This window comes from uncultured Methanobrevibacter sp., from assembly GCF_937881195.1.
In the GTDB taxonomy this organism is placed as follows: Archaea; Methanobacteriota; Methanobacteria; order Methanobacteriales; family Methanobacteriaceae; genus Methanobinarius.
In genome coordinates this window covers 26,920-52,914 of sequence record NZ_CALGFC010000072.1, presented here as the reverse complement: position 1 = coordinate 52,914, position 25,995 = coordinate 26,920, and the positions used below count along the sequence as shown (strand labels likewise).

Annotated in this window: 23 protein-coding genes and 2 tRNA genes; 19 read left to right on the top strand and 6 right to left on the bottom strand. The window is 23.5% G+C overall.

The window, feature by feature from the left end; all coding sequences use genetic code 11:
- The 3 genes from Q0087_RS09680 to Q0087_RS09670 all read left to right on the top strand — a co-directional run.
- Positions 1–807 (top strand): ATP-grasp domain-containing protein (locus Q0087_RS09680; protein WP_297899913.1); only part of this gene is annotated, 807 nt, incomplete at its 5' end.
- A gap of 163 nt (positions 808–970) precedes the next feature.
- Positions 971–2,029, top strand: a complete 1,059-nt coding sequence (locus tag Q0087_RS09675) for a hydantoinase/oxoprolinase family protein (RefSeq protein ID WP_297899911.1) — start codon at positions 971–973, stop codon at positions 2,027–2,029.
- A gap of 57 nt (positions 2,030–2,086) precedes the next feature.
- Complete coding sequence (locus Q0087_RS09670) at positions 2,087–2,773, top strand: hypothetical protein (protein ID WP_297899910.1); 687 nt, start codon at positions 2,087–2,089, stop codon at positions 2,771–2,773.
- 363 nt (positions 2,774–3,136) lie between these two features.
- Here the strand turns inward: Q0087_RS09670 and Q0087_RS09665 are convergent, their stop codons facing one another.
- Positions 3,137–3,652 (bottom strand): CDP-2,3-bis-(O-geranylgeranyl)-sn-glycerol synthase, encoded by a 516-nt coding sequence (locus Q0087_RS09665; protein WP_297899908.1) that lies wholly within the window; start codon positions 3,650–3,652, stop codon positions 3,137–3,139.
- A gap of 875 nt (positions 3,653–4,527) precedes the next feature.
- On the opposite strand from Q0087_RS09665, the gene tes reads away from it, so the two are divergent.
- The 5 genes from tes to Q0087_RS09640 all read left to right on the top strand — a co-directional run bounded on the left by tes (position 4,528) and on the right by Q0087_RS09640 (position 11,032).
- Positions 4,528–6,027: a tetraether lipid synthase Tes gene (gene tes / locus Q0087_RS09660; RefSeq protein ID WP_297899919.1), complete on the top strand. Its 1,500-nt coding sequence runs from the start codon at positions 4,528–4,530 to the stop codon at positions 6,025–6,027.
- A gap of 412 nt (positions 6,028–6,439) precedes the next feature.
- Positions 6,440–7,429, top strand: coding sequence for a beta-ribofuranosylaminobenzene 5'-phosphate synthase (locus Q0087_RS09655; RefSeq protein WP_297899906.1), 990 nt, complete (start codon positions 6,440–6,442; stop codon positions 7,427–7,429).
- A gap of 405 nt (positions 7,430–7,834) precedes the next feature.
- Positions 7,835–8,320 (top strand): homoaconitase small subunit, encoded by a 486-nt coding sequence (gene hacB, locus Q0087_RS09650; protein WP_297899904.1) that lies wholly within the window; start codon positions 7,835–7,837, stop codon positions 8,318–8,320.
- A gap of 444 nt (positions 8,321–8,764) precedes the next feature.
- Positions 8,765–9,406 carry an HVO_0476 family zinc finger protein gene (locus Q0087_RS09645; RefSeq protein WP_297899902.1) on the top strand — a complete coding sequence of 214 codons (642 nt, stop codon included), beginning with the start codon at positions 8,765–8,767 and terminating at the stop codon, positions 9,404–9,406.
- Positions 9,407–9,730: 324 nt separating this feature from the next.
- Complete coding sequence (locus Q0087_RS09640) at positions 9,731–11,032, top strand: tRNA (N(6)-L-threonylcarbamoyladenosine(37)-C(2))-methylthiotransferase (RefSeq protein WP_297899900.1); 1,302 nt, start codon at positions 9,731–9,733, stop codon at positions 11,030–11,032.
- Between the two features lie 236 nt (positions 11,033–11,268).
- On the opposite strand, the gene cofH is transcribed toward Q0087_RS09640, so the two are convergent.
- Positions 11,269–12,375 carry a 5-amino-6-(D-ribitylamino)uracil--L-tyrosine 4-hydroxyphenyl transferase CofH gene (cofH, locus tag Q0087_RS09635; RefSeq protein ID WP_297899898.1) on the bottom strand — a complete coding sequence of 369 codons (1,107 nt, stop codon included), beginning with the start codon at positions 12,373–12,375 and terminating at the stop codon, positions 11,269–11,271.
- Positions 12,376–13,012: 637 nt separating this feature from the next.
- Between cofH and Q0087_RS09630 the strand changes: the two genes are divergently transcribed.
- The 4 genes from Q0087_RS09630 (at position 13,013) to Q0087_RS09615 (ending at position 14,494) form a co-directional block, all read left to right on the top strand.
- A complete protein-coding gene (locus Q0087_RS09630; RefSeq protein WP_042703508.1) occupies positions 13,013–13,213 on the top strand; it encodes a histone family protein in 201 nt (66 codons plus the stop codon).
- A 431-nt stretch (positions 13,214–13,644) separates the two neighbouring features.
- Positions 13,645–13,716 (top strand) — tRNA-Val (locus tag Q0087_RS09625).
- A 3-nt stretch (positions 13,717–13,719) separates the two neighbouring features.
- Positions 13,720–13,792 (top strand) — tRNA-Phe (locus tag Q0087_RS09620).
- A gap of 270 nt (positions 13,793–14,062) precedes the next feature.
- Positions 14,063–14,494: a pyrimidine dimer DNA glycosylase/endonuclease V gene (locus Q0087_RS09615; RefSeq protein WP_297899894.1), complete on the top strand. Its 432-nt coding sequence runs from the start codon at positions 14,063–14,065 to the stop codon at positions 14,492–14,494.
- Positions 14,495–14,718: 224 nt separating this feature from the next.
- On the opposite strand, the gene Q0087_RS09610 is transcribed toward Q0087_RS09615, so the two are convergent.
- The 4 genes from Q0087_RS09610 to Q0087_RS09595 form a co-directional block, all read right to left on the bottom strand.
- Positions 14,719–14,970 carry a hypothetical protein gene (locus Q0087_RS09610; protein WP_297899892.1) on the bottom strand — a complete coding sequence of 84 codons (252 nt, stop codon included), beginning with the start codon at positions 14,968–14,970 and terminating at the stop codon, positions 14,719–14,721.
- Between the two features lie 523 nt (positions 14,971–15,493).
- Positions 15,494–15,841, bottom strand: coding sequence for a hypothetical protein (locus tag Q0087_RS09605; protein WP_297899890.1), 348 nt, complete (start codon positions 15,839–15,841; stop codon positions 15,494–15,496).
- Positions 15,842–16,166: 325 nt separating this feature from the next.
- Positions 16,167–16,880: a deoxyribose-phosphate aldolase gene (gene deoC / locus Q0087_RS09600; protein WP_297899888.1), complete on the bottom strand. Its 714-nt coding sequence runs from the start codon at positions 16,878–16,880 to the stop codon at positions 16,167–16,169.
- Positions 16,881–17,079: 199 nt separating this feature from the next.
- Complete coding sequence (locus Q0087_RS09595; RefSeq protein WP_297899886.1) at positions 17,080–18,693, bottom strand: tRNA uridine(34) 5-carboxymethylaminomethyl modification radical SAM/GNAT enzyme Elp3; 1,614 nt, start codon at positions 18,691–18,693, stop codon at positions 17,080–17,082.
- A 566-nt stretch (positions 18,694–19,259) separates the two neighbouring features.
- On the opposite strand from Q0087_RS09595, the gene Q0087_RS09590 reads away from it, so the two are divergent.
- The 7 genes from Q0087_RS09590 to Q0087_RS09560 all read left to right on the top strand — a co-directional run bounded on the left by Q0087_RS09590 (position 19,260) and on the right by Q0087_RS09560 (position 25,674).
- Positions 19,260–19,484, top strand: coding sequence for a PRC-barrel domain-containing protein (locus tag Q0087_RS09590; protein WP_297899884.1), 225 nt, complete (start codon positions 19,260–19,262; stop codon positions 19,482–19,484).
- A 186-nt stretch (positions 19,485–19,670) separates the two neighbouring features.
- Complete coding sequence (locus Q0087_RS09585) at positions 19,671–19,970, top strand: DUF2098 domain-containing protein (protein ID WP_297899882.1); 300 nt, start codon at positions 19,671–19,673, stop codon at positions 19,968–19,970.
- A gap of 325 nt (positions 19,971–20,295) precedes the next feature.
- The gene (locus tag Q0087_RS09580) at positions 20,296–20,805 is read left to right on the top strand and encodes a DUF308 domain-containing protein (protein WP_297899880.1); all 510 of its coding nucleotides are present in this window, start codon (positions 20,296–20,298) and stop codon (positions 20,803–20,805) included.
- 399 nt (positions 20,806–21,204) lie between these two features.
- Positions 21,205–21,708 carry a DUF308 domain-containing protein gene (locus tag Q0087_RS09575; protein WP_297899878.1) on the top strand — a complete coding sequence of 168 codons (504 nt, stop codon included), beginning with the start codon at positions 21,205–21,207 and terminating at the stop codon, positions 21,706–21,708.
- 501 nt (positions 21,709–22,209) lie between these two features.
- On the top strand, positions 22,210–22,452 hold the full coding sequence (locus Q0087_RS09570; RefSeq protein ID WP_297899876.1) for an MJ0307 family thioredoxin: 243 nt from the start codon (positions 22,210–22,212) through the stop codon (positions 22,450–22,452).
- Between the two features lie 537 nt (positions 22,453–22,989).
- A complete protein-coding gene (gene cbiD, locus Q0087_RS09565) occupies positions 22,990–24,219 on the top strand; it encodes a cobalt-precorrin-5B (C(1))-methyltransferase CbiD (protein ID WP_297899874.1) in 1,230 nt (409 codons plus the stop codon).
- A 342-nt stretch (positions 24,220–24,561) separates the two neighbouring features.
- On the top strand, positions 24,562–25,674 hold the full coding sequence (locus tag Q0087_RS09560) for a glycosyltransferase family 4 protein (RefSeq protein ID WP_297899872.1): 1,113 nt from the start codon (positions 24,562–24,564) through the stop codon (positions 25,672–25,674).
- Positions 25,675–25,995 lie beyond the last annotated feature (321 nt).

Genomic DNA, 25,995 nt, shown 5'->3' with positions numbered 1-25,995 from the left:
ACTAATACTAATACTAATACTAATACTAATACTAATACTAATACTAATACTAATGATAATTCTCTATCGGATGATTTTCAAGATAATTTGTTTGGGGACGATGTTTTAGATATTAATGATTATAAACTCATTGTTAAACCTCTTTATGGGGTGGATTGTCAAAATATGGTTATTATTTCTGAAATTGAAGATATAAAAAATATAAAAAAAGCATTTCCTAACAAAACAGAAGTTTTAGTACAAGAATTTATTCAGGGGATTAATCTTAGTGTTAGTTTAATTTCTGATGGTAAAAATGCTATTCCAATTAGCTTGAATAAACAATATATAACTATAAATAAAGAAAATCAATCTTATATTGGTGGAGAACTCCCCTATAATCATCCAAAGTTTGAATTAGCTTTTAAAATAGCTACAAAAGCTGTTGAATCCATTGGAGGTATTAAAGGATTTGTTGGGGTTGATTTAATTATAAAAAATGATTTCATAAAAAGAGATAATTTTATAAAAGAAGCAGATAATCATATAAAAGGAAAAGATTATATTAAAAAAGATGATTATTTTGATAATGAGTCTATCTACTTTTTAGAAATTAATTCTAGATTTACTACTCCTTATGTTGGACTTAGTAAAATAGCTAAATTTAATATTGGGGAATTAATAATTAATTTATTAGATAAAAAATTAAAAATTAGTGAGATATCTAAAGATAATACTCAATATAAAAAATATATTGGGTCTAATAAGTTTGATAAAACGGTTAGATTTAAAAAACAGGGAAATGAATTAAATATTAAAATTTTATAGGATTTATATAAACTATTTTTAGTTTATATTATTATTAACTTTATTATAAGATAATAATCTCTATTAACTTTTATTATGTGTAATAATTTTTATTAACTTTTATTATAATATAATAATATTTATTGATTTTTATTATATTAATTTATTAAACGGAGGACATTATATGAAGATAGCTGGTTTCGATATTGGTGGTGCAAATACTGACTTGGCTATAGTTGACTTTATAGAAGGAACTAATAAAATCAAAAATATAGCTTGTGATTTTAAATATCTTCCAATGTGGAGTAAAAATGATGATTTAGGGGATACATTAATTGAATTAATCCAAAATATTGGAGATATTAATTCTATTGATTGTATTGGTATATCTATGACTGCAGAACTAGTTGATGCATATGAAACTAAAAAAGAAGGAGTTTTGGATATAGTTAATAAATCAAAAGAAATTTTCAATGAAAATTCTTCAAAAGATATTCCAATAGTTTTTATAGGCACTAATAAAGTTCTTTCGTTAGAAGAAGTAAAATCAAATTCTTCTCAGATAGCTGCGGCTAATTGGATAGCTACTGCAGAAATAGCTGCTCAAATAAGTCCTAATTGTATTTTTATTGATACGGGGAGTACAACTACGGATATTATTCCTATTAAAAATGGTAATGAATGTGCCAAAGGTAGATCTGATTTTGAAAGATTGGGTACTAAAGAGTTAGTATATACTGGAACTCTTAGGACTAATTTAGCTAGTTTTTTGAACACAGTTTCATTTAAAAATAAGGATTATAATGTTGCTTCTGAACTTTTTGCTATTACTGCAGATGTTTATAATGTCTTAGATAAAATTACTATTGAAGATTATGTTTGTGATACCTGTGATGGTGCTGGAAAATCTAAGGAAGAATCTGCAAGAAGAATTTCAAGAGTATTATGTGCTGATTTAGATATTCTTTCTTTTGAGGACATTATCGACATTTCTATTGATATTCATCAGAATCAAGTTAATCAGATTGCTAGGTCCTTAGAAGAAGTTGTTAATAGAGAAAATCTTGATTTAATTGTCACTACTGGCCTTGGAAAAGATATACTGGCTAAGGAAGCTGCAAAGAAATTGAAACTAGAAGTAAAGTCTATGGATGAAACATTGACTGATGAAGAATGTGTTGTTGCTCCTGCAATTGGAACTGCTATAATGGCAAACAAATATTTAAATAGCTTAAATTCTTAATATTTTAAAATATGCTTTATATTTTATATACATTCAAATTTTTTTAATGGAGATATGATGAAAAAAAGACATATAACTCTTATTATAATTTTACTTTTAGTAATAATTAGTGTAGGAATATATCTATTTGCAAACCTTTCTCAAAGTGAAGTTATTGGTTCCAATGATTTGGGATATGTTACAAAATATACTTACTCACATTATGGAGAATCGAATCATACTATTGCTATTGTTTCAGGTATGCATTCTCGTGAAAAACTTTCTGCTGGAGTTTTACCTGTTGCAGTAAAATTTTATGCTCTTTTTAATAAGGTAGATATAGTAAACTATGAAGTAACAGTTTTAGATAATCCTGATGATTTTAATATTGGGCGAAGCAATGGTGAATCTTTAGTTCATGATTATGTTGTTAATGATGTAGCTAAAGAAAATTATGGTCTTGTTATCATTGGTCATGATCATGAAGAAGGTTATGGTGAAGGTTTTTATATAGCTACTCCGTCAATGGATTCAAAATCAGTTAGTCTAGCAGAAAAAGCAATTAAAGAACTTCCTAATTTTAATTATTACCAAAGAGATACTACTAAATCAGCTAAAAGTACTTCTATTACAAATGTGGATAATCCTATTGTGGCTACTGGGACTCCTGTTTTTGTCTATGAAATACCTGAATGGTTAGGTTTTAGAGAAGCTTTAACTCAGTCTTATGATCTTATCAAAGCTTCATTCAACAGCCTAAATTGACTAAAAAGTTCAGTATATTATTATATGATATTATATTCCTAATAATAAATATAATAATAAAAAAAATTATACATATGAATTCTTGATATTCATTTTCATAATTAATTCTTTTTTAATTTTTTTTAATTTTTTTTAATTCTGATTTTTAATCTATTATCATCTCTGTGTTTAATTTATTATTTTTGTTATTTATTGTTATTCTATATTTTAAATACTATTTTAACAATCATTTTTCTTTTTAATTTAAAAATTAGTTTAATTATTGTCTTATTTAAATATTAATTTATAATTATCAAAATAAAAATATAAAGTACATGGAATAATATGTGCAAGAAGATAAAAATAAGGTTAATAATTAAAAAACTAATACCAAACGTCTTTCATTCCAATGAGATATGCAATCATATTTGAAATTAGATGTATTATTAATGTTAAAACTGCAATTATTATAACTGTTTCTATACTTATGGTTGTGTATAAAGATGCTAAAATTAAAGCTCCTGCAATAAAATCTAATTGGTCTAAAATAGGTGCTGGTTTTCCTCTTCCTATTCCAATTCTTCTTTTTATGAAACTGCCTGCAGCATCACCTAATAATGCACCAAAACTTAATAAAAATCCGATTATGATTCCATAAACAGGATCCCAAATTAAAATTCCTTCTATAGCTCCTACTAGAGTTCCAGTAATAGTTCCAAAAATGAGTCCTTTCCAAGTAACTCCATCTCCAATAATTCTCCTACCATCAATGAAACTTCTCCCAAAATCTACGGGGGTGGTTCCTCCAAATGCAAGACCGCTAAGGTTTGCAATATATGCAGGCATTATAAAATATACTGCACTCAGACAGGTCATAATAAAAGCATTTATATCTGACATTATTTTCCTCTAGTTTTTAAATAATACATTAGCTTATCTCATATTATTTTTTTTAATTTATAAAGTTACTTATTTTCTTTGATTATAGTATTACTCTTTTAATTTTTTAAGTTTTCAATTAAATTTTTTAATCTTTATTTATTTTTTATAAAATCATATTTTATAATTACTATTGTGTATTTTTTAATGGAATTTTTTATTTAATAAATTCTAAAATTTAATTTATTTTATAATTATTATTACTTTTATTAAATTTTATAATATTTTTCTACTTTTTATAAAATTTAATTTAGGCATTCCTCTTTTTTGAATTATTATCTATTTTAAAATCGCTGTTTTCATTGGAATATTGATTAAATATTACTTTATTTAATCTTTTATCCTATTTCTTATTTTTTATTTGTTTAATATTTTATTTTACTATTTTTACTAAATTTTCTTATCTAATGTAAATATATAAATATAATACTTAAATATAAATATAATATCATAGAAAATAATAAGATAATAATTGAATTGGGTGAATAAAAATAATTTTAGATAATTAATAGAATATGGTGTTAATCTAGAACTATAATACGATGTTTAATAATATATTAGTTTTAATTAATAATTTTAATTATTAATTCATAGTTTTAATATAATCAATTAATTATTAATTCAAACTATTTGATTTATAATGAATTATTATAGTTGATAATCCTAATTATCAATAAGTTTTATTAATAATGATAATCTAATTAATCAATTTGGTTATTATTTAAAATCATCAATTACTTTTAATTGCTAATAATTATTGTGGGAAATAGTTGATATTTATATAATTAAATTTAAAATTTAATCATGATTGTTTAAAACGATAGGTGATCATTTTGGTGTTTATTAAGAAAACAATGAGTTTATGCCCAACTTGCTTTAAACCAGTTGAAGCTGAAGTTTATGAAGAAGATGGGAAGATTTGGATAAAAAAGGAGTGTCCAGAACATGGTAGTTTTAATAATACTTACTGGACTAATGCGGAGTTATATAAACGAGTTGACGGTTATAAATCATCTGTTAAGCAAATAAATAACCCTCAAGTTAATTTAAATCTAAGCAATGAAGGGATGGGATGTCCTAATAATTGTGGAATTTGTAGCGATCATGAGACTGCTACTGTACTGGGTCTAATTGATGTTACAAATAGGTGTAATCTCACATGCCCTGTCTGTTTTGCTAATGCTGCAGTTTCTAAAAAACTTTATGAACCTACGTTTGAAGAAATACGTCAAATGTTAAAAAATTTGAGGGGATTGGATCCAAATCCTACTCCTGCTATTCAATATGCAGGTGGAGAACCTACTGTTAGAAAAGATATAGTAGAACTTGTTAAACTAGCTAAAGAAGAAGGTTTTTCCCATACTCAGATAGCTACTAATGGATTAAGATTAGCAAGAAAAGAATCTTTAGCTAAAGAATTAGCTGATGCGGGCTTAAATACCATTTATCTTCAATTTGATGGGGTTACTGAGGAACCTTATATTTACAACAGAGGTAAGAATATTCTTCCTCAGAAAATCCAAGCTATCGAAAATTGTAGAAAAGCAGGCCTTGGAATTGTTTTAGTTCCTACTTTAGTTAAAGGTATTAATGATGATCAAGTTGGAGATATAATTCAATTTGCTATTAATAATATTGATATTGTTCATGGGGTTAATTTCCAACCAGTATCTTTTGCAGGCAGAACTCCTCAAGATCAAGTTGAAGAACAGAGAATAACTATTCCTGATTTTGTTAAACTAACTTCTGAACAAACAGATAATCAGATTAAAGAAGAAGATTTTTATCCTCCTTCTTCAGTAGAACCTATATCTAGATTTATTGGTGCTTTAGAAGGTGAAGAACCATCTGTAACCTTAAATTGTCATCAACATTGTGGTATAGCAACTTATATTTTTGTTGATAATGATAAGTCTATTGTTCCAGTTACCGATTTTATTGATGTTGATAGGTTTTTAGAATTTTTAGATGAAAATGCTCAAAAAATAGAAGAGGGTGGTTTTGCTATAAAACCAAGAGTTTTAGCTAAAGCTACAAGGGAGATTCCAAGGGTTTTAGATAGAAGTAAAGCTCCAGATTCTTTGGATATATCTAAAATATTAGTAAATGTATTTAAAGATCGTTCTTATGAAGCTTTAGGTGATTTCCATCATAATTCACTACTAATTTCTTGTATGCATTTTATGGATCCATTCAATTTTGATGAAGATAGGGTTAAAAAATGTGTAATACATTATGCGGTTCCTGATGGTCGTATAATACCTTTCTGTACAATGAATTCTATGTATAGGCAGGAAATAGAAGACGAATTTTCAGTTCCATTTAAAAAAGAATAATAATTGAAAACTAATTTAATTTAGTTTTTATTTTTCTATTTTTTCATTATATTATCTATTTTTGTTTATTTTTTATTTTATTTCTTATTTTCATTTTATTTTTCTATTTTTGTTTATTTTTTATTTTATTTCTTATTTTCATTTTATTTTTCTATTTTTATTCTATTTTTTATTTTATTTTTCTATTTTTTATTCTGCTATTATTTCTCATTTTTAGTATAAATTTTAATTTCTATACTTATTTTAATGATTAATCTAGAATTAAATATAAAAATTAATATATTATAATGTGATATATGTTTACTAGATTTTATTTATAATTCTAGAATTTTTATTTATTGGATTTATAATTAATTTTATTAATGATTATATTTTGTTAATGATTATTGAAACAATTTAAAGGAGTTATTATATGCTTATTAAAACACCCTCTAGATTACACATGACTTTAATAGATTTAAATGGGTCATATGGTCGAGCGGATGGTGGTATTGGATTAACAATAAATAAACCTAATTTTACATTGAAGTGTGAAAGTTCAGATAGAGGAATCTCCATTGATTTTAATGAAAAAATTACTGATAATGAAATAAGAAAAGAAGCTATTAAAAAGATTCAGAGCTCTGCTGAAAAAGTAATTTCTAATTTTAATTTTGATGAAGGGTTCCATTTTACTGTTGAAGAAGCTTATCCTCCTCATTCAGGATTAGGGTCTGGAACACAAATGTCTTTAGCTACAGCAAAACTTATTTGTGAATTTAATGAAAAAAAAGTCGATAGTATTCATCTAGGTAGTATTCTTGGAAGAGGTGGAAGTTCTGGAATTGGGATGGGTGCTTTTGATTTTGGAGGTTTTATTGTAGATGGAGGGCATGATTTAAATGATAAAGGAGGTTCTGTTCTACCTTCTTCAATTAATCCAGCTAAACCTCCTCAATTAATTGGTAGATATGACTTTCCTGAGGAATGGGAAATAGTTGTAGCAATATGTAATGCAGATACAACTGTTACTGGTATGAAAGAAGACGATATTTTTGAGAAGTATTGTCCTGTTCCAAAAAATGATGTTGAACAGCTATCTCATATAATATTCATGAATCTTATACCTTTTTTATTAGAAAAAAATATTGAATCTGTTGGCGACTCAATTAATAGAATTCAAAAACTTGGTTTCAAGAATGTAGAAGTTTCAAGACAATCTCAGAATGTTAAGGATTTAATGGATAATATGAAACAATTTGGGGCTTATGGTGTAGGCATGAGTTCATTTGGCCCAGCAATTTATGGATTAATCGATAAAAAGAATCAAGATGTTTTTAAAGCAACTAAAGATTATATTGGGAATGACGGTATTGTATTTAAAACAAAAGCTCAAAATCATGGTTTTGAAATTGAAAAATAATTTTAATTAATTTTTTAATAAATAATTTGATATTTTTTATTTCATTTTTTATATTGTATTGATTATTTTTGAGTATTTTTTAGAATTATTATCGTTAGCTATATAAAACATTACTTACATTAAATAACTTGTAATTTATACTGATAGATTAATATTCTAATGCATTATTATATTATAATGCAATTTTATATTTTATATAACTAATTTTTAAATAGATTAATTATATAATGAAATTATTATTATAAAATTATTATAAAATTATTTAAAATTATTTATTATACAATTAATACTATTATGATTAATATATTTTTAAGATAATATATTTCTAAATTAAATTCTTGAGAATATAAAATTTTAATCATATTAATTAAATAATTTATTTTTATTGAATAACTTGTTGATAAAATGGATGAAATAAAAGGAAAAGTTTGGAAATTTGGGGATAATATTGATACTGATGTTATCATCCCTGGAAGATATTTAAGAACATTTAACCCTAAAGATTTGGCAAAACATGTCATGGCTGGTGAAAGAGAGGATTTTGCTTCTAATGTTAAATCTGGAGATATAATATTAGCTGATGATAATTTTGGTTGTGGTTCTTCAAGAGAACAGGCCCCATTAGCTATTAAAACTGCGGGAATTTCAGCAATAATAGCTAAATCTTTTGCTAGAATTTTTTATAGGAATGCTATTAACATAGGTCTTCCAGTCATTAAAGCAGATATAGATGCTAAAGAAGGAGATATAATTTCTTTGGACTTGAAAAAAGGGATTGTCATTAATGAATCTTCTGAAAAATCATTTAAGATTGAACCATTTAAAGAGTTCATGTTGAATATTCTTAATAATGGTGGTCTTGTAAATCATTATCTAAATCAAAAAGAGTAAAGATCACTATTTAACAAATATTTATTATTAATATTTATTTTAAGTTCTATTGCTTGATATTAGCTAATAATTATTTTCTATTTATTTTCAATAATTATTTTCTATCTATTTTAAATTATTCTTTTAGGATTTTTTATATATTTTTAATAAAACTTATTTTTGTTAATAATGTTTATATTCAATGAAATATTTATTTAATAAATTGTTTTTAATAAAATTTTAATATTTTTCGATAATATTAATATTAAAATAAATTGCACTTTTAAAATATTATTTTTTGAAATATTTATTATTATGTTAATCTTAAATATATTAATACATTAATAATATATAATAAAACTACTAAAAATTAAAAGGAATATAATAAAAATAAATATATCAATAATTATTTTAAATTTTATTAATTCTTGAATATGTATATTTAAGTTTCAAGAGGTATTAAAAATGGAATGTCCTATTTGTGGGTCGGAAAACATCGATATGTTAAAATCAAAGAAAATTTCATCAAAAAGTAAAGAAATCAATGAATTATTATTAAAATGTAATGATTGTGAGTCTGTATTTAAAGATAAAATTACAGAAAGTAAACCTTTATCAATTAGGCTTATCATAAGTGAATATGAAAGCTCAAAAAAGACTTCTATTGATATTTATCCTGATGAAGTATTATCAAAAGATAATATTCTCCTATCTGATATGGGTGAGGTTGAAATTACTTCTCTTGAAACAAAAGATGGAAGAAGAATCGAAAGTTCAATTGCGAAAGATGTTTCTACTATTTGGGCAAGTTCAATTGAAATTCCTTCAAGATTTGGAGTTTCTGTAGACTTAACAGGTAATGTTGATTCATTTAAAGTAGAAGTAGATAGGGAATCTGAGTTTGCTACAGATGATTTTGTTAAAATAGCTGAGTACATAATTCGTATAAATGTTATTAAGACAATTGAAAGAAAGACAAGAAAAGGATATGCTAAAGCAAGGGTTATTAAAAGAATTTATGGAAAGCCAGTTAAATTTAGGAATTATGATTATGATTTAACTGATAAAATTGTTTCAAGAAAAATAACTGATAAGAAAATTAAATAAATCTATTTATAATTTATTATTATTTCTTTATTTATTTAAGAATAGATTTCTTTATAGTTATAATATTATTATTAAAATATTATTATTAAAATATTCTTATTAAAATATTCTTATTAAAATATATTTTTTTATGAGGATTATTAATTATTTAATTGTATTAAACTTCTTCTAATTTTATTATATTTTTCTATTTTTTAATTTTTTATATGGATATATAATAAGAATTTGATAAAATTTGTTTTTTATATAAAATTTTGTAATAAATATTAGACTAATGTAAATTTAAAATTAATTATCTTATTATTTGATATTTTAGAGGATAAAATGGTAGTTTCAAAGGTTTTTATAGATACTTTTGGTTGTACATTTAATCAAGCAGATTCTCAAATAATGGCAGGGAATTTGGTTGAAAATGATTTTGAAATTGTAAATTCTATTGATGATGCTGATGTAGCTATTATCAATACATGTTATGTAAAGCAGCCTACTGAAAATAAAGTAACTAATAGGATACAAAAGTTAAAAGATCAATTTCCCGAGCTAAAAGTCATTGTTAGTGGGTGTATGGTTGAAATTGACCCAAAAAAATTGAATAAAATAGCTCCAGATACTTCATGGATTGGGCCTCATCAACTTAATAAAACTACTAATGTAGTAAAAGCTACATTAAATGGGGAAATAAGTAGGGAGTGTGGGTTTTCTAAAGATACTAAGGTAGGTATTCCAAAAATCCGTTTTGATGAACTTATTCATATAATTCAGATTTGTGAGGGTTGTTTAGGGGCTTGTAGCTATTGTTGTACTAGATTTGCTAGAGGTACTTTAAATAGTTACTCTATTTCTGAAATTAAAAAGGAAGCTAAAGGTGCTTTATTAGATGGTTGTGTTGAAATTCAACTAACTGCTCAAGACACTGCTGCTTTTGGAAAAGATACTAATGAAAAATTATCTAATTTAATTAAAGAAGTATCTGGTCTTGTTAATGATCCTGAAATTAATAATGATTTTAGAATTCGTGTAGGAATGATGCATCCTAATAACATTGGGGATGATTTAGATAGTTTAATTGAGGCTTTTAAACATCCTAATGTATATAAATTTATCCATATTCCTATACAATCGGGCAGTGATTCTGTATTAGTGGATATGAGAAGAGGCCACACTGTTAAAGAATATATTAAAATTGTTAATCGTTTTAAAAATGAAATTCCTAATTTAACTATAGCTACAGATATAATTGTAGGTTATCCTACTGAAAAAGAGGAAGATTTTAAAAAAACCGCTGAAATTTTAAGAGAATTAAAACCCGGGCTTATTCATCTTTCAAAGTATCGTCATAGGGAAGGTGCTCCGTCATCTGTTCTTGATGAAATTCCTCATGAAGTAATGAAAAAACGTTCAAAATATCTTACAGATATTAAATCAGAAATCACTGAATACGAAAATAAAGAATTGGTGGGATCTATACAAAAAGTACTTGTTGTAGAAAAAGGTTCTAAAGGTGGTTTCATAGCTAAAACTGATTCATATGTTCCTGTTGTTATTGAAGATGTTGAAATTGGCAAATTTGTGGATGTTAAAATTTATGAAGCCACTAGTACTTATTTAAAAGGAGTTAAATTATAATAAAACATTTTTTGTTTCTGATATTTATGATATAATTTAATATAAATCTCTAAATTTAATATTTTTATAAATTTATTTCATTATATCTTCTTTATTTTAAATATATTTTAATATATTTTAATATATTTTATTATAATTTTTAACATTTATTTTTTTTAATATGAATTTTATTATACCATTTTTATTTATAATTCAGTTCTATTTATAATTCAGTTTTATTTATAATTCATTTTTGTTTAGACTTCTTTTATGTTTTCATACAATGTATCTCGAATTGCTGGTGTTCTTCCAATATCTTTTATAATTGATTTTAGATTTTCTATTTCAGTACTAACTCCATATGATGCTCCAGCGGATTTAGAAATATTTTCTTCTCCAAGAGTTCCTCCCATATCATTAGCTCCAGCTAATAGGCATGTTTGAGCAAATTTAAATCCTAATTTTACCCATGAAACCTGAATATTTGGTATTAAGTCTCTAAACATTAATCTAGATATTGCATAAACTTTAAGATCCTCTACACCTGTTGCACCAGGACTAGCTTTTCCCCTTTGGTATATTGGGGTATTTTCATGCATAAAGGTAAGTGGAACAAATTCAGTAAATCCATGTGTTTCTTTTTGTATATTCCTAAGTATTTCCATGTGTTTTACTCTGTCTTCAAGTGTTTCTACATGGCCATACATCATAGTACAAGTACTTCTAATACCATTTCTATGTGCAGTTTTTACAACATCTTCCCACTCAGCTACACTTAGTTTTCCATTACATATTACTTTTCTAACATCATCATCTAATATTTCTGCTGCTGTCCCAGTTATGGTTCCAAGTCCTGCTTTTTTAAGCATTTTGATTGTTTCATCTACTGAAAGTTCAGCTTGTTTTGATCCATAATATATTTCCATAGGTGAAAATGCATGTAGATGAACATCAGGGCATTCTGATTTAACATTTTTCACAATATCCTCATAAAAATAAGCATCTACATTTTCATGCAACCCTCCCTGGATACATAGTTCTGTTGCACCATTCTTATGAACTTCTTTAGCTATATCTACAATTTCATCAATACTCATAAAGAAAGAATCATCTTCTCCATCATTTTTCTTAAATGCACAGAATCCACATGTACCAGAACATATATTTGTAAAATTTATATTCCAATTATTAATAAATGTCACATTATTTCCAACAATTTCATCTCTTACTAAATCTGCAGTAGCTATTAAACCATTAATGTCATGCCCCTTCACATTCATCAAGTATAATGCATCATCATAAGATAAAGGCTCATCAATACTTTTTTCTAAAATTTTTTTGGTTTTTTCACTTATATTTAGCATATCATCAGTTCCACTTTTATAAGAATTGTATTATGACTTTTTATATTTCTATTTGACTTTTTATATTTCTATTTGACTTTTTATATTTCTATTTGATTACTTTATTAATAATATTTTATATTTATTAAAATTTTATATTTATTTCTTCTTTATTTTTCATAATTTTATTTTAAATTAATTAACTTTATCTTTTTTGTTAATTTCAAATAACTTTTTTATTTTTACAATATTCATTGATTTTAAATAGTTTTTTTGTTTTAAATAGTTTTATTTAATCTTTAAATTCTATTTTAAATTTATTCTATTTTGGCATGTTAATTTTTATTGTTTAAATAATTTTTTAAAATTATTAACAATCTATTACTCCTTTTTTAGTCTTTTAATATTATTTTAATCTTTTTTGTTTGAAATTAATAATTATTGTTAAATTTTTCTTATTATTTTTTGTTCTTTATATTAACTATTTTTTTTATCTTAGTTTATTACATCTTTAGTTTTTGGATTTTAGGATTTTTATTTTTTTATTGTATAATCCTAAATTAAAAATGATTAATTTTATAATATTATCTAATATTAATGACTTATAACCGATAGATTTATATAGTAAGTAGTACAACTTTAAATTGGAGGTGAAAATATGAGTGAATTACCAATCGCACCTGTAGGTCGTATATTAAAAAATGCCGGTGCTCAAAGAATTAGTGATGACGCAAAAATTGCATTAGCAGAAGCACTAGAAGAACAAGGTGAAGCTTTAGCTAAAAGTGCTGTTAGCTACGCTCGCCATGCCGGTAGGAAAACTGTGAAAGCTGAAGATATTAAATTAGCTATCAAATAAGGAAGTTTTTTGCTATTGGCCGATTTTGGCCAATTTATTTTTTTATTATACGGTTTTAACTATCTAATTTTAAATTTAATTTATATTAAAATTTTATTTTAAAATTTTATTTATTATTAATTATATAAAAATTTAATTTATAATACTTTAATTTATAAAAATTTAAATATTTCATTGTAAATATTTATAAATACTATTTGTATTTTTTTATAGAGTGTACCACTTTATAACCACCATTCTGTAACCTATATTAGAAAGGATTATCTAAAATTTCATCGAAATTTGATTTTTTGCTGTTTAGCAAACTTATAAAAATCTTTCAAGCGAAAATTTCAAAATGTAAAAAATAAACTTTTTCATATTATTGATAAAATATCGCAAAAAAATAGAAAAGGTTATATATGAATTAAACTAAATCTTAGAAAGGTATAGGGCCGGTGGTCTAGGGGTATGATACCTCCTTGACATGGAGGTGATCGTGAGTTCGAATCTCGCTCGGCCCATTTGCCGTGGTAGTTCAGTTGGGAGAACGCTAGACTGAAGATCTAGATGTCGCTGGTTCAAGTCCGGCCCACGGCACTTACTATTTTTACTTATTTTTTAATATAATTTGTTTTTTGGATTATTTTTATATTTGCACTGTTTTTATAAGTTTATATGATCAATATTAATCTTATTTTATATTTATAATATTTATATCCTAAAAAATTCTTTTAATTCCTTTAATTTTAATGAATTTACTACCAAAAAATCTATTTTATATACTTTCAATATTTTTTTTATACTATGAGAAATAAATATATACTTTATGGTTAATAACTTATAAAATTCATTAAAGGTTGCATATTTATGAGAATTTGGTCTATTCATCCAAAGTATTTAGATAGTAAAGGACTTGTAGCTTTGTGGAGAGAAACATTACTAGCAAAAAATGTTCTTGAAGGTAAGACAAAAGGTTATCTTAATCATCCCCAGCTTGAAAGGTTTAAACTTGTAAATAATCCTCAAGATGCAATAAATCAATATCTAACTTCCGTTTTTGAAGAATCTATAATTAGAGGATATAATTTTGACAGAAAAAGAATTAATTGGAGTTTTTCATCTATAATACTATCTGTAACAAATGGACAAATGGAATATGAAAGATCTCATCTACTTAAAAAATTAAAAACTCGTGACAACTTAAGATTTGAAGAACTGAATAAGAAAAAAGAATTTGTTCCTCATCCTATGTTTAAGGTCATAAAAGGCGAGATTGAAAACTGGGAAGTTGTAAAGTAGAGAGAATTTTTACTGAATAAACTTAAAAGTTAAAAATTGAAAAAAGATTTTTATTAAATATGGAAAATAATTAAATATGGAAAATAGTAAAAATAAAAGATTAATATTATTATGTAAAATTAAAAATAAAAAAATTAAATATTAAATATTGATATAATCATATAAAAATAAAAATAATAATTAAATGGAAATTTTAGATTATTAAAAATTATTGTTTTTGATTTTTATTCAAATTTTACGAAATAACCTCTAATAATACATCCGTCATCGGATAAAGTTTGATTATCTATTTCACAATCAAATATCATTCTCCCATTATTTAATTTCACATCAAATTTTCCAAGTTTTTTAATTTTATCAAAATCATTTTTATCATCTAATTTTGCTGTAAAAAATTTCCCTTTTACTACTATATCAGATAAATTGTAGTTATTCATTAAATCTATTACTTTTCCTTTACCTACTTTGTCACTCATATTTTCACCAATTTATATAGTATGATATAATATTATTATTTGTTTTAAGTAGTATAATAATTTATCAGATATTAATTTATTTTGTTAATATTTTACTACTTAGTTTGATTTTGAAATTATTTTTATAAATTCTTTTTAATTTAATTCATATTTTTTGCATTGTTTTAATAAAATTATAAAATTAAATATTTAATAGAATGTTAGTTTATAAAATAAAAATAATCTTCTAAAAATATGTATAAAATTAAGAAATATAATTATTAAAAATTTCTTTAAGGAGAAGAATTATTCAAAATTTCTTTAATTAGAAAAATTATTAAAAATTTATTTTTGGAGGGAATTATTAGAAATTTTTTAAGTATATTTAAAATTTTTTAAGGAGAGCTATTAGAAATTTAATTAATAGGGTATTGGAAGGCATATTATTATAATTTAGTATGAAAATCAGTAAATAAACAATTAAAATATATTAAAATATATTAAAATTATTAATTAAATTAATTTAATAGTATTTAAATAGTATTTATTTAGTTCTTTTTATCTTAATTCCATTATCAAAATCTTTTTCTTGATTAATATCTAACCTCAAAGATTCTCTTTCTAAAAGGTAATTTTCCCAAATATTATTCAATTTTTCCCGAAAATCTTCGTATTCATTTATTTCACTAGTTCTATTAATCTCATCTAATTGATTAATAAGAGGTATTAAATCTCCCTCTATTAAATCGATTGAGGACCATTCTTCATTATCAAATATTTTTTGGTATTTAGTGAAATAAATTCTACTTGGTCCATTGAAATTTATTAAAATTTTCATTTCTAGAGAATAATTATTAAAAGTTATTAAATATTCTCTTTCTTGGTTAACCATTTTAATCACATAAAAAATATTTATTAAACTAATTATTCTTTTAATAATATTTCATTACTCTAAATATTCTTTTAATAATATTTTATTAATCTAAGAATGCTTTAATGATATTATATCGCTTAAAAATATCTATACTAATATTTTATTATATTAAAAATTTTATTATATGGATAAAAAATATAATATGTAAATATATAATATGCAAATTTTAACATGTAAATCTCAGAGATGATAATTTTTAATTTAATTGAGTTTTATAAGTAGAATATTATAATAATAAAATTATAATACTCAAAATGCTTTTTAGTATATTAATAATAATTAATTATTTCATGAAACCAGTTGGGCCATCCATGAGTTGTTTATCATAAATTCTTTTATATTCTTCTATAATTAAATCTCCAGAAGAAGTGCCAATTCTTTCAGCTCCTGAACTTATTAGTCTAATTGCAGTTTTATAATCTTTAATTCCTCCAGAAGCTTTAACTTTCATGTTTGGGGCAATTTTCCTAATTAAAACAATATTTGCTGCTTTTGGACTTTGGCTACTCATTCCAGTTGATGTTTTTATATAATCTGCTCCTGTTTCTTTGATTATTTCACTAATTTTAATAATTTCTCCATCATTTAAATATTCGGCTTCTATAATCACTTTAAGAATTTTTCCTTCAGTAACTTCTCTCACCATTTTAATTTCTTTAGAAACTATGTCATAATCTTCTGCTTTGAATGCTTGAATATTAACAACCATGTCTATTTCGTCTGCTCCAGAATTTACAGCAATTTCTGCTTCTTTTTGTTTTGATTCAGGGCTTGTAAAGCCTAAAGGAAATCCTATTACTGTAACTACTTTAATTTCAGTATCTTTTAATAATTCTTTTGCATATTCAACAAAATAAGGTGATACAACAACTGCACAAAAACCATATTCTTTAGCTTTTTTTACTAAATATTCTATGTCTTCTTTCTTTGCAAGATTATCTAAATTTGTTTGTTCAATTTTAATAGCTAATTCTTCAGAAGAATTTATTTTCATCATATTTATCACTTCTATTAAATTAATATCTAATTATTTAATTTTTTATCTATTATTTATTAAATTATATATGGATTAAATGTTACTAGAATATTTATTTTTTATTTATTAAATTTTTTTTATTTGTTATTTTTTTATAAGTAAGATATTTAATATTTTTTTATATAAGTAATATATTTAATATTTTTTTATAGCTAATAGATTAAAATAGTTTTTTGGCCATATATGGGCCTTCTATTTCATATCCGAACTTACGATAATAATTTCTGGCCCCAATACCACTAATTATTATCATTTTATCTTTATTGTTATCAATAGCTATTTCTTCCGCTTTTTTAAGTAATTTTTCCCCAAAGCCAGTATGTTGTCCAACTGTTTTTCCTTTTGAACCTATTTCTAACATATTTCCATATACGTGGAGTTCTCTAACAATTGCTGTTGATTTGGTAATTTCTTTTCTATGTGCTTTATTAGAGGGGAACCTTAATCTTAAGAATCCTGCAATTGTTTTTTCATCTTTATCTTCATAAGATAAAAAAATTTCTTTACCATCAACTGCATCATAATTTTCTTCAAACAGTTTGAAATCATCATAGTTTAATTTTAAAGTATTATTTGACTTGTTTAGCATATGGCCTAATTCTCTACATCTTATGCATTTACACTTTGATCCTTCTTCGTCTAATTTGTTATAAACAAGCTCTCCAAGATTTGATTTTTTAACTCCTGCTTCTATTAATTTTGCAGGAATATCTCTTTGTATTCGCATTGTCCTAACCCATTTTGGAAGAATTTTCTTAATTTTAACAATTAATTCTACAGCTTCTTCATCATTATAAGGATTATATTCTCCTTTTTTCCATAAGTCATATAATTTACTTCCTTTTGTCACTAGACATGGGTAAATTTTTAACATATCTGGTTTAAAATTTGAATTATTAAACAATTCTTTAAACATTTCATAATCTTCTTCAGGAGTTTTTAACAATCCTGGCATAAGATGCATAGCTACTTTAATTCCAGAATCTCTTAGTATTTTGTTTGCATCAATAACATCTTTTATAGTATGCCCTCTTTCCATTTTTTCATATATATCATCATATAATGTTTGAACCCCTAATTCTACTCTTGTAACTCCCATTTTAAGCATTCTGTCAACATCTTCTATTTTACAAAAATCAGGTCTCGTTTCAAATGTCATTCCTATACATCTGACTTTAGCATTTTCATTTGCTTTTTGAACTTCTTCAAGTAAAACATAATCATTTGGAGGATATGTCTTAACTTCATAAGAACTACCTCTAAAATCATTCATTGCTTTCAAACATTGTGAGATAAACCATTCTTGATATGATGAATCTCTTGAAGGGAATGTGCCGCCCATTATTATTAATTCTACTTTATCTATTGGATGCCCGACTGTTGATAGTTGTTTGAGTCTGTTATATGTTTGTTCATAGGGATGAAATTTAAACATTCTAGCTCTTAGTGCAGCTGGTTCTTCTCCAGTATAACTTGGAGGTGCAACATCACTTTCTGGACAATAAAAACATCTTCCATGAGGACATTCATGGGGGTGACACATAACTGCAACAATAGCAACTCCTGATATTGTTCTTGTAGGTTTTTTTCTAAGAACTTTTGAAACTATTTCTCTTTCTTCTTCTGTTGCACAATCTAATATCTCAGTATTACTCATAAATTTTGGAAGATCAAAATCTCTACAGATCTTTCTTTTAGCTATTTCTAAATCACGCCTTGTAACTATTTTTTCATTTATAATATCATTAATTATGATTCGACATGCTTTTTCCATACCTTTTCTCCTTTTTTAAGTGTTTATAAATATTTCATGTTTATATTAACTAAATTTATATTAAAATTAAAATCTTTTATGATTTATATTTTTAAATATTCATCCATTTTATTTAATTATTCATTATATTCATTTAAATTATACATTAAATTTACTAATTTAATTATTCATTAATAATATGTTTTTAATAGTATTTAAAATCTGATTTTTAAATATATATTGTTTATTTTTATCTATGATTTAATTTAATAATTTTATATTTTTATCAATAATAATTTACATTTATTAATTAAATTATCCATATTAATATTAAATATAACTATTTGGATAAATATAATTATAATTGAATATTCTAATCTAAAATAAGGACTTTTTCTACTTAAATAAGACATTTACTATTTATTTTTTTTAAAATTTAGTCTATTGTTTAATTTTGATAAGCTTTAGAAATTATAGATAATTATATATATTTTTTAATACAATATTTATTATAATTATTATATAAAAGAGGCATTTTTTATAGTAATTATTTCTATAATGTCAATGTCTTTTTTTGGAGGGATATTATGAGAATGAAAGACCTATTAGGGATGCAAGTATTGGATATAGATGCAATGGATATTGGAAAAGTTACTGATGTTGATTTTAATGAATCTAATGGTCAAATAAACAAGATAGCTATTTCTTTAAAAAAAAATATATTGTCTCATGATGAAATTTTAGTTCATTATGATAATATTAAAAGTATTGGTGACTATTTATTATTAAAAATAAATATTGATAATAAATAATTGTCATTTTTAATAAATAAAATCCTTATTTATTTATATTAAATGAATTATTGATTAATTATTGTAATTTTATTTATTTATTATTAGTTATTTTTTTATTAATAATTAATTATTTAATATCTACTATTCATTTTATCTATCATATCTTTTATTCAGATTCTAAAAGCTAATATTAGTGGGGATTATATGGAAATTAAAGATGCTAGGGGAAAAGTCATTGAATTAGGTTCTTTCATAAGATACACTAGAACTGGAACTCTTGGTAAAGTAACCGACTTAAAAATCGATGAAAAGGGTATAGGTTGGGCTAAAATGGAAGAACCCGATTTATGGTATTCTGAAAATGTATTAGAACTACTTGATGAAAAAAATATTAAAAATAAAGATTTTAAAGATAAGAAATTTAACATTGATGAATTTAAAGAAAAAGAACATGCTTTAGAAGATACTTCAATAACTTCTGGTGGTGCTGAAGGAGGAGGTTAGTCTAATCAATATCTGAATATAATTTTTAAATAATATTCTTTAATGATATTTTTTTGACTTATTTAATTTTCAACATTCATATTTATTTTGGAATGATTTTTTATCTTTAATCAGTTTTTATTCTTTAAATGGTATTTTATAGTTAAGTTAAAAATCATTCCTATTAGTATTTATATGTAATATTTATATAATATACTATATACTATTTTATATAGTATCGTTATATGCTATTTTATGTAGTATTTTTATGTTGGGTAATATCTTATCAATAATTTTTATACTAAACAGTATTTTTAGATATTTTTATATTTAAAAGGGTGTAATAATGGAAAATAAAACGTTCATGGGAATTTTAGCTGTCATTTTCGGGATTATAGTAATTGCATTTCCTCTCCTCAGTGTTGAATTTTTTGTATTTGCTGCAGGATTAGCTGTCTGTATTCTTTCTATCTATTGGATAATCAGAGGATTACAAAATTGGGGTGAAAATAAAGCACTTTGTGTTCTTTATGTTCTGGTAGGTTTTTTCGCATTTCTTTTTGGGCTTGTATTAACTGGAAATTTCCCACTATTTTTATATACCTCTAGCTTTTTATTGTATGTAATTGGATTTTTAATGATAATATTTGGTATAGCAGGAATAATTAATAATAAAAATATTATATCGAAAGTATCTTCTTTATTATTCTTTATATTTGGGATTGTGCTTTTAATATTTGCTAATTTAATATTTAAAAATCCACTTTACTTGTCAATTATTATTGGAATAGCTTTAATATTTGAAGGTATCTCCTTAACTCTAGAATCAAAAGATAAAAAACAAGATACTAAATAAAAATTATAATCCTTCAATTTTTTATATTATATTTAATATTTTATTTTTATAAAATATTTTATTATTTTTAATATTTTTTATTTAATATTTTTTAATATTTTTTAATATTTTTTATTTAATATTTTTTAATATTTTTTAATATTTTTTTTGGTGTGGTTTTATTTTTTATTGTAGGATTTAATATTTTATTTTTCATTTTTCTTATTTTCATGTTTATAATAACATTTGTTGTTTATCATTCATGGTTTTTTTGATTTATTTTTTCTTTAGGGACATTTTTTAATGGAAACATTTATTAAGAAGGATAAATATAAAATTATATATATTATTTGTTTAATAGAGGGGATTAATATATAAATATATTTTATAAATATTGATTATATTAATGAAGGTGTTTATATGGAGAATAAAAATATTGTAGGAATCTTAGCGATTATTTTGGGTCTTATTATAATGATTTTCCCATTCATGAGTCAGTTTGTTTTATCTATTATAGCTGGAATCGGGATTTTAATCTTAGGTATTTATTATATCATTCTTGGATCAAATGTATGGTCTATAAGTAAAGGAAGTTCAATTGCCCATATCATTTTGGGTATTTTTGGTATTATTGCAGGAATAATTCTTTTAGGAGATATATTATTATTCGATCTTTTAATAGGCTTATACTTATACATAGTAGGTATAATGTTATTATTAGCTGGGTTCATTGGTTTATTAACAAGAAGCATAATGATGACAAAAGCTTCCGCTGCTTTAATGGCTATTTTAGGTATAATTACTATTATCTTAGGATATTTCGCATTACTAAGCCCAATATATGTATCTATAATTTTAGGAATCAGTTTAGTAATTGATGGAATAGCTATTGCTATGGGAAACTTTGATCAACCTAAAGAATGATTATAACTAACAAAAAATATTAATTATTTTAATTACAAATTTTGTTTATTTTAATATTTGTCCTCTCTTTTTTATTATTTATATGTTATAATAGTTTATTTTCTTCTTGATTAGTTTTTAATTGTTAATTTTTATTTTTTTAATTACTAAATATTTTTTATTTCATAAGGTATCGATTTTCATCGATTTATTCATTTTAAAAATTTTTTGGCAATGGAAGTTAAATATCAAAAATTTTAAATATTAATAAAGACATATTTATATTGTTAATATGAACAGTCCTAAGTTAAGATAATTGTTGATATTAATTGTTTAATGATAAATTTAAATTTATATATTTAGATGTCTATTATGGATTATTAATGAGTTATATTGTTAATGGGTATTATATTAAGATTAGTTGATTTAAAATTAGTATCATTTTAAATATATTTTTAAAATATTAATGCTAATTTATTCCTAATTTTAGTTGAGTATTCAGAACAATAGGAGGATTTTAAAATGTTAAAAGTAGAAGTATTCACATCCCCAAGTTGTCCTTATTGTCCAATGGCTGAACAAGTTGTAGATGAAGCAAAAAAAGAAATTGGAGATGAAATGGAAGTAGAAGTTATTAATATAATGACTGATAGACAAAGAGCTGTTGATTATGGTATAATGGCAGTTCCAGCTATAGCTATTAATGGTGTTGTTGAATTTGTAGGAGCACCAAGTAAAAATGAATTAATGGCTAAATTAAAATAATAGTTTTATAATTACTTATTTTTCTCTTTTTTTTTATTATTTTAAATATTTTTTAATATTTTCTTTTTTTTAAGTTATTAATGATTAATATCTATTTTTTATTCTTTTATAGTACTATTTATCTTTATACTCTTCATCATGTTTTACTTTTAACTAAACTATATTTTTATAGATAAAATAATGTTTTAACGACTATTTTTAATTAAATTAATAATTTCAATTATTTTAAATAATATTATTAATTAATATAATCATATATAAATAGAAATTAAGTATAGGAAAATAATATAAGGCATAATTAAAATCATAATTAAAAAATAATTAAAAATTTTATTATTATATTTTATATTATTAAAGTAGACTATTTTTCAATTTATATTATAATTTATATAATCTATATTTTTATATTATTAAATTAATATTTTAAAATTAATTTTAACCACTATATAATATTATATATTAATTATAATAATAGTTTAATTAGCTTAAACTTAAAAATAAATAATATTAAAAAAATTAAAATAGTAGATGTTGATTATGAATAATTATCAAACTAATGAATCAAATGTTGATTATGGTTTAACAACTGGAAGTTTAGCTACAGCCACATCTTTAGCCTCTCTTAAAAAAATTATAAATCCTGAAATGGATATTTGTTCTGTTAAAATAACCACTCCTTTTGATGAGTTTGATGTTGATATTGAAAATTCAGAACTTTTAGCTAAAAACAAAGCGAAATCAATTGCTATAAAATATCCTTATAATGATCCTGATGTTACTGTTAATTTAGAAATTACTTCTTCTGTTGAACTTTTAGATTTAGCTAATTTTTCCAATGAAAATTTTGATTCTAATGAAAATATTATCATTGAAGGAGGTATTGGTATAGGAACTGTTACTAAGCCTGGTCTTCAAATTTCTAAAGGAAATTCAGCTATAAATCCTGTTCCATTAAAGATGATTAAGGAAAACCTTAAACCTTTAGTTCCCAAAGATAAAATAGCTAAAATAATAATTTCAGCCCCTGAAGGCGAAAAAATAGCTAAAAAAACAATGAATCCTAAGTTAGGGATTGTTGGGGGTATATCTATTCTTGGAACTACTGGAATAGCTCGAGCCATGTCTAATAAAGCTTATAAAGATTCTCTCCTATGTCAACTGGATATAGCTAGTGCTATGATTTCTAAAGGAATTTATTCTAAAAATAGTCTTATTTTTGTTCCAGGAAACATTGGGGAGAAAATTGCTTTAAATAGTCTTAATATTAATAATAGTAACGAAAATTTTGAAAAAAATAATAAAGAAAGTATTAAAGAGCATATTAATAAATATGGGGAATATAAAGAAATATATGATAAAGGTATTAAAAAGGATCAGATTATTCAAATGGGAAATTTTCCTGGTTTCATGTTTAAAGAGTCTAAAAAAAGGGGAATTGACAATTTCATTCTTTTTGGTCATATTGGCAAACTGATTAAAATAGCTGGAGGTATATTCAATACTAAACATTCTATTGCTGACTGTCGATGTGAAATAATGGCTGCTCATGCAGGATTAATTGGTGCAAAAAAAGATACAATTAGACTAATATTTAATTCAAAAACAACTGAAGAAATGATTGATATACTTAAAAATGAAGACATTGATGTTGAGGTTCTAAATAATATTAGTTTAGCTATTAAAAAAAGATGTTTGGAAAATTTTGATATAGATGTTAAAGTGATATTGGTAGATATGGAAGGAAATTTACTAAATTCAAATATTTAATATTTAATTACTATTTAATTAACAAATATTATTAGATAACAAACTATTGTAAGATAATAACTATTATACTTTAATCAATTTATAAAATAATAAATATTATACTTTAATTAATCTATAAAATAATAAATATTATAATTTAATCAATTTATAATATAATAAATATTATACTTTAATTAATTTACAAAATAATAAATATTATAATATTATTAAATTGCTTTTTACTATAAATTACTTTTCAAAAACTAGCGAAAACTATTATTATTTATGTTAATGATATTATAAAATAAAATATTTGTAAAATATTTTTAAAATTAAAATAAAATTTTTTATTGAGGATTAAGAATGAAAATAGCAATGATTGGTCAATTTCCACCTCATATTGGAGGTGTTGGAGTACATATTAACAGTTTATCAAAAGAACTTCTTAAAAATGGAGAAGAAGTCTTTGTAATCACATATCCTCATAAAAAGATTCAAAATGAACTTAATAAGGATTATATGGATAATAATGGTATTAAAGTTATTGGAACAAGAGGAATTAATATTCCTGGCCTTAGAAGTCTGTTTTATGTCCTATTTGGTACTTTCAATTTAATTAAAATTGTCCGTAAGTATGATATTGATATTATCCATGGACATTATCTTTATCCTGCAGGTTTGATAGCTGTTTTAGGAGGTTTATTCACTAAAAAGAAAGTGTATGTAACATCTCATGGTTCCGATATGTTTTGTTTATATCCTAAACACAAATTTATGAGGCCTGTCATAAAATTTGTTCTAAAAAGAGCGGATGTAGTTTTAGCAGTTAGTGAATCATTAAAAGAGGAAATTTTAAAAACTGGAATTCCAAATATTGATAAAAAAGTTCATTTAAATTGGAATACTGTTAATATAAATGAATTTAAGATAGCTGATGATGATTCAAGATATAATTTTAAAAATGAACTTAATATTCCTGAAAAAAAACCAATTATTCTTTTTGTAGGTAATGTTATTAAAAGAAAAAATGTAGCAACTATTATAGATGCAAAAAAACAATTGGATTCTGATTGTGTATTAGTTGTGGTTGGTGATGGTCCTCTTTTAAGCAGTTTAAAAGAAAAAGTTGATTTAGAGAAAATTGATGATGTTATATTTACTGGTGCTAGAAGTGATATAGCTAATGTTATTCAAAGCTCAAGTCTTTTAATACTCCCTTCTTATTCAGAAAGTTTTGGTTTAGTTTTAATTGAAGCTTTAGCATGTGGCAAACCTGTGATTGGGAGTAATGTTGGAGGAATAAAAGAAATTATAACTAAAGATGTAGGTTTGCTTGTTGAACCTACTGATTCTAAAGGTTTAGCTAATGCAATTGATTCAATATTATCTAATACTGAACTAAGGGAAAAATTTCAATCTAATGCAAGAAATAGGGCTATTGATTTTTCGGAAGTTGATATTCCATATTATAAATAATAAATTGATGGAATTTAATTATATTAAAAAATGATTTCATTAAAAACAATCAATTTAATAATAGTTAAATTTAAGATAATTATTTTAATAATATTTAGATTTAATAATATTTAGATTTAATTTAACAATATTTAGATTTAGTTTAAAATTATTTAGATTTAATTTAACAATGTTTAGATTTAGTTTAAAATTATTTAGATTTAATTTAACAATATTTAGATTTAACATAAAATTTTTAATGTTGAAATAATTAATTATTTAAGATTATAATCTAATTCATATAATATTAAGGATTAGATACTAGATTATATTTGTAGGAGT

Bases quoted from the DNA above. Each gene is read 5' to 3' on its own strand.
- Q0087_RS09675 (WP_297899911.1), top strand. From the start codon at position 971: ATGAAGATAGCTGGTTTCGATATTGGTGGTGCAAATACTGACTTGGCT.
- Q0087_RS09670 (WP_297899910.1), top strand. From the start codon at position 2,087: ATGAAAAAAAGACATATAACTCTTATTATAATTTTACTTTTAGTAATA.
- Q0087_RS09665 (WP_297899908.1), bottom strand. From the start codon at position 3,652: ATGTCAGATATAAATGCTTTTATTATGACCTGTCTGAGTGCAGTATAT.
- Q0087_RS09655 (WP_297899906.1), top strand. From the start codon at position 6,440: ATGCTTATTAAAACACCCTCTAGATTACACATGACTTTAATAGATTTA.
- hacB (WP_297899904.1), top strand. From the start codon at position 7,835: ATGGATGAAATAAAAGGAAAAGTTTGGAAATTTGGGGATAATATTGAT.
- Q0087_RS09645 (WP_297899902.1), top strand. From the start codon at position 8,765: ATGGAATGTCCTATTTGTGGGTCGGAAAACATCGATATGTTAAAATCA.
- Q0087_RS09640 (WP_297899900.1), top strand. From the start codon at position 9,731: ATGGTAGTTTCAAAGGTTTTTATAGATACTTTTGGTTGTACATTTAAT.
- cofH (WP_297899898.1), bottom strand. From the start codon at position 12,375: ATGCTAAATATAAGTGAAAAAACCAAAAAAATTTTAGAAAAAAGTATT.
- Q0087_RS09630 (WP_042703508.1), top strand. From the start codon at position 13,013: ATGAGTGAATTACCAATCGCACCTGTAGGTCGTATATTAAAAAATGCC.
- Q0087_RS09615 (WP_297899894.1), top strand. From the start codon at position 14,063: ATGAGAATTTGGTCTATTCATCCAAAGTATTTAGATAGTAAAGGACTT.
- Q0087_RS09610 (WP_297899892.1), bottom strand. From the start codon at position 14,970: ATGAGTGACAAAGTAGGTAAAGGAAAAGTAATAGATTTAATGAATAAC.
- Q0087_RS09605 (WP_297899890.1), bottom strand. From the start codon at position 15,841: ATGGTTAACCAAGAAAGAGAATATTTAATAACTTTTAATAATTATTCT.
- deoC (WP_297899888.1), bottom strand. From the start codon at position 16,880: ATGATGAAAATAAATTCTTCTGAAGAATTAGCTATTAAAATTGAACAA.
- Q0087_RS09595 (WP_297899886.1), bottom strand. From the start codon at position 18,693: ATGGAAAAAGCATGTCGAATCATAATTAATGATATTATAAATGAAAAA.
- Q0087_RS09590 (WP_297899884.1), top strand. From the start codon at position 19,260: ATGAGAATGAAAGACCTATTAGGGATGCAAGTATTGGATATAGATGCA.
- Q0087_RS09585 (WP_297899882.1), top strand. From the start codon at position 19,671: ATGGAAATTAAAGATGCTAGGGGAAAAGTCATTGAATTAGGTTCTTTC.
- Q0087_RS09580 (WP_297899880.1), top strand. From the start codon at position 20,296: ATGGAAAATAAAACGTTCATGGGAATTTTAGCTGTCATTTTCGGGATT.
- Q0087_RS09575 (WP_297899878.1), top strand. From the start codon at position 21,205: ATGGAGAATAAAAATATTGTAGGAATCTTAGCGATTATTTTGGGTCTT.
- Q0087_RS09570 (WP_297899876.1), top strand. From the start codon at position 22,210: ATGTTAAAAGTAGAAGTATTCACATCCCCAAGTTGTCCTTATTGTCCA.
- cbiD (WP_297899874.1), top strand. From the start codon at position 22,990: ATGAATAATTATCAAACTAATGAATCAAATGTTGATTATGGTTTAACA.
- Q0087_RS09560 (WP_297899872.1), top strand. From the start codon at position 24,562: ATGAAAATAGCAATGATTGGTCAATTTCCACCTCATATTGGAGGTGTT.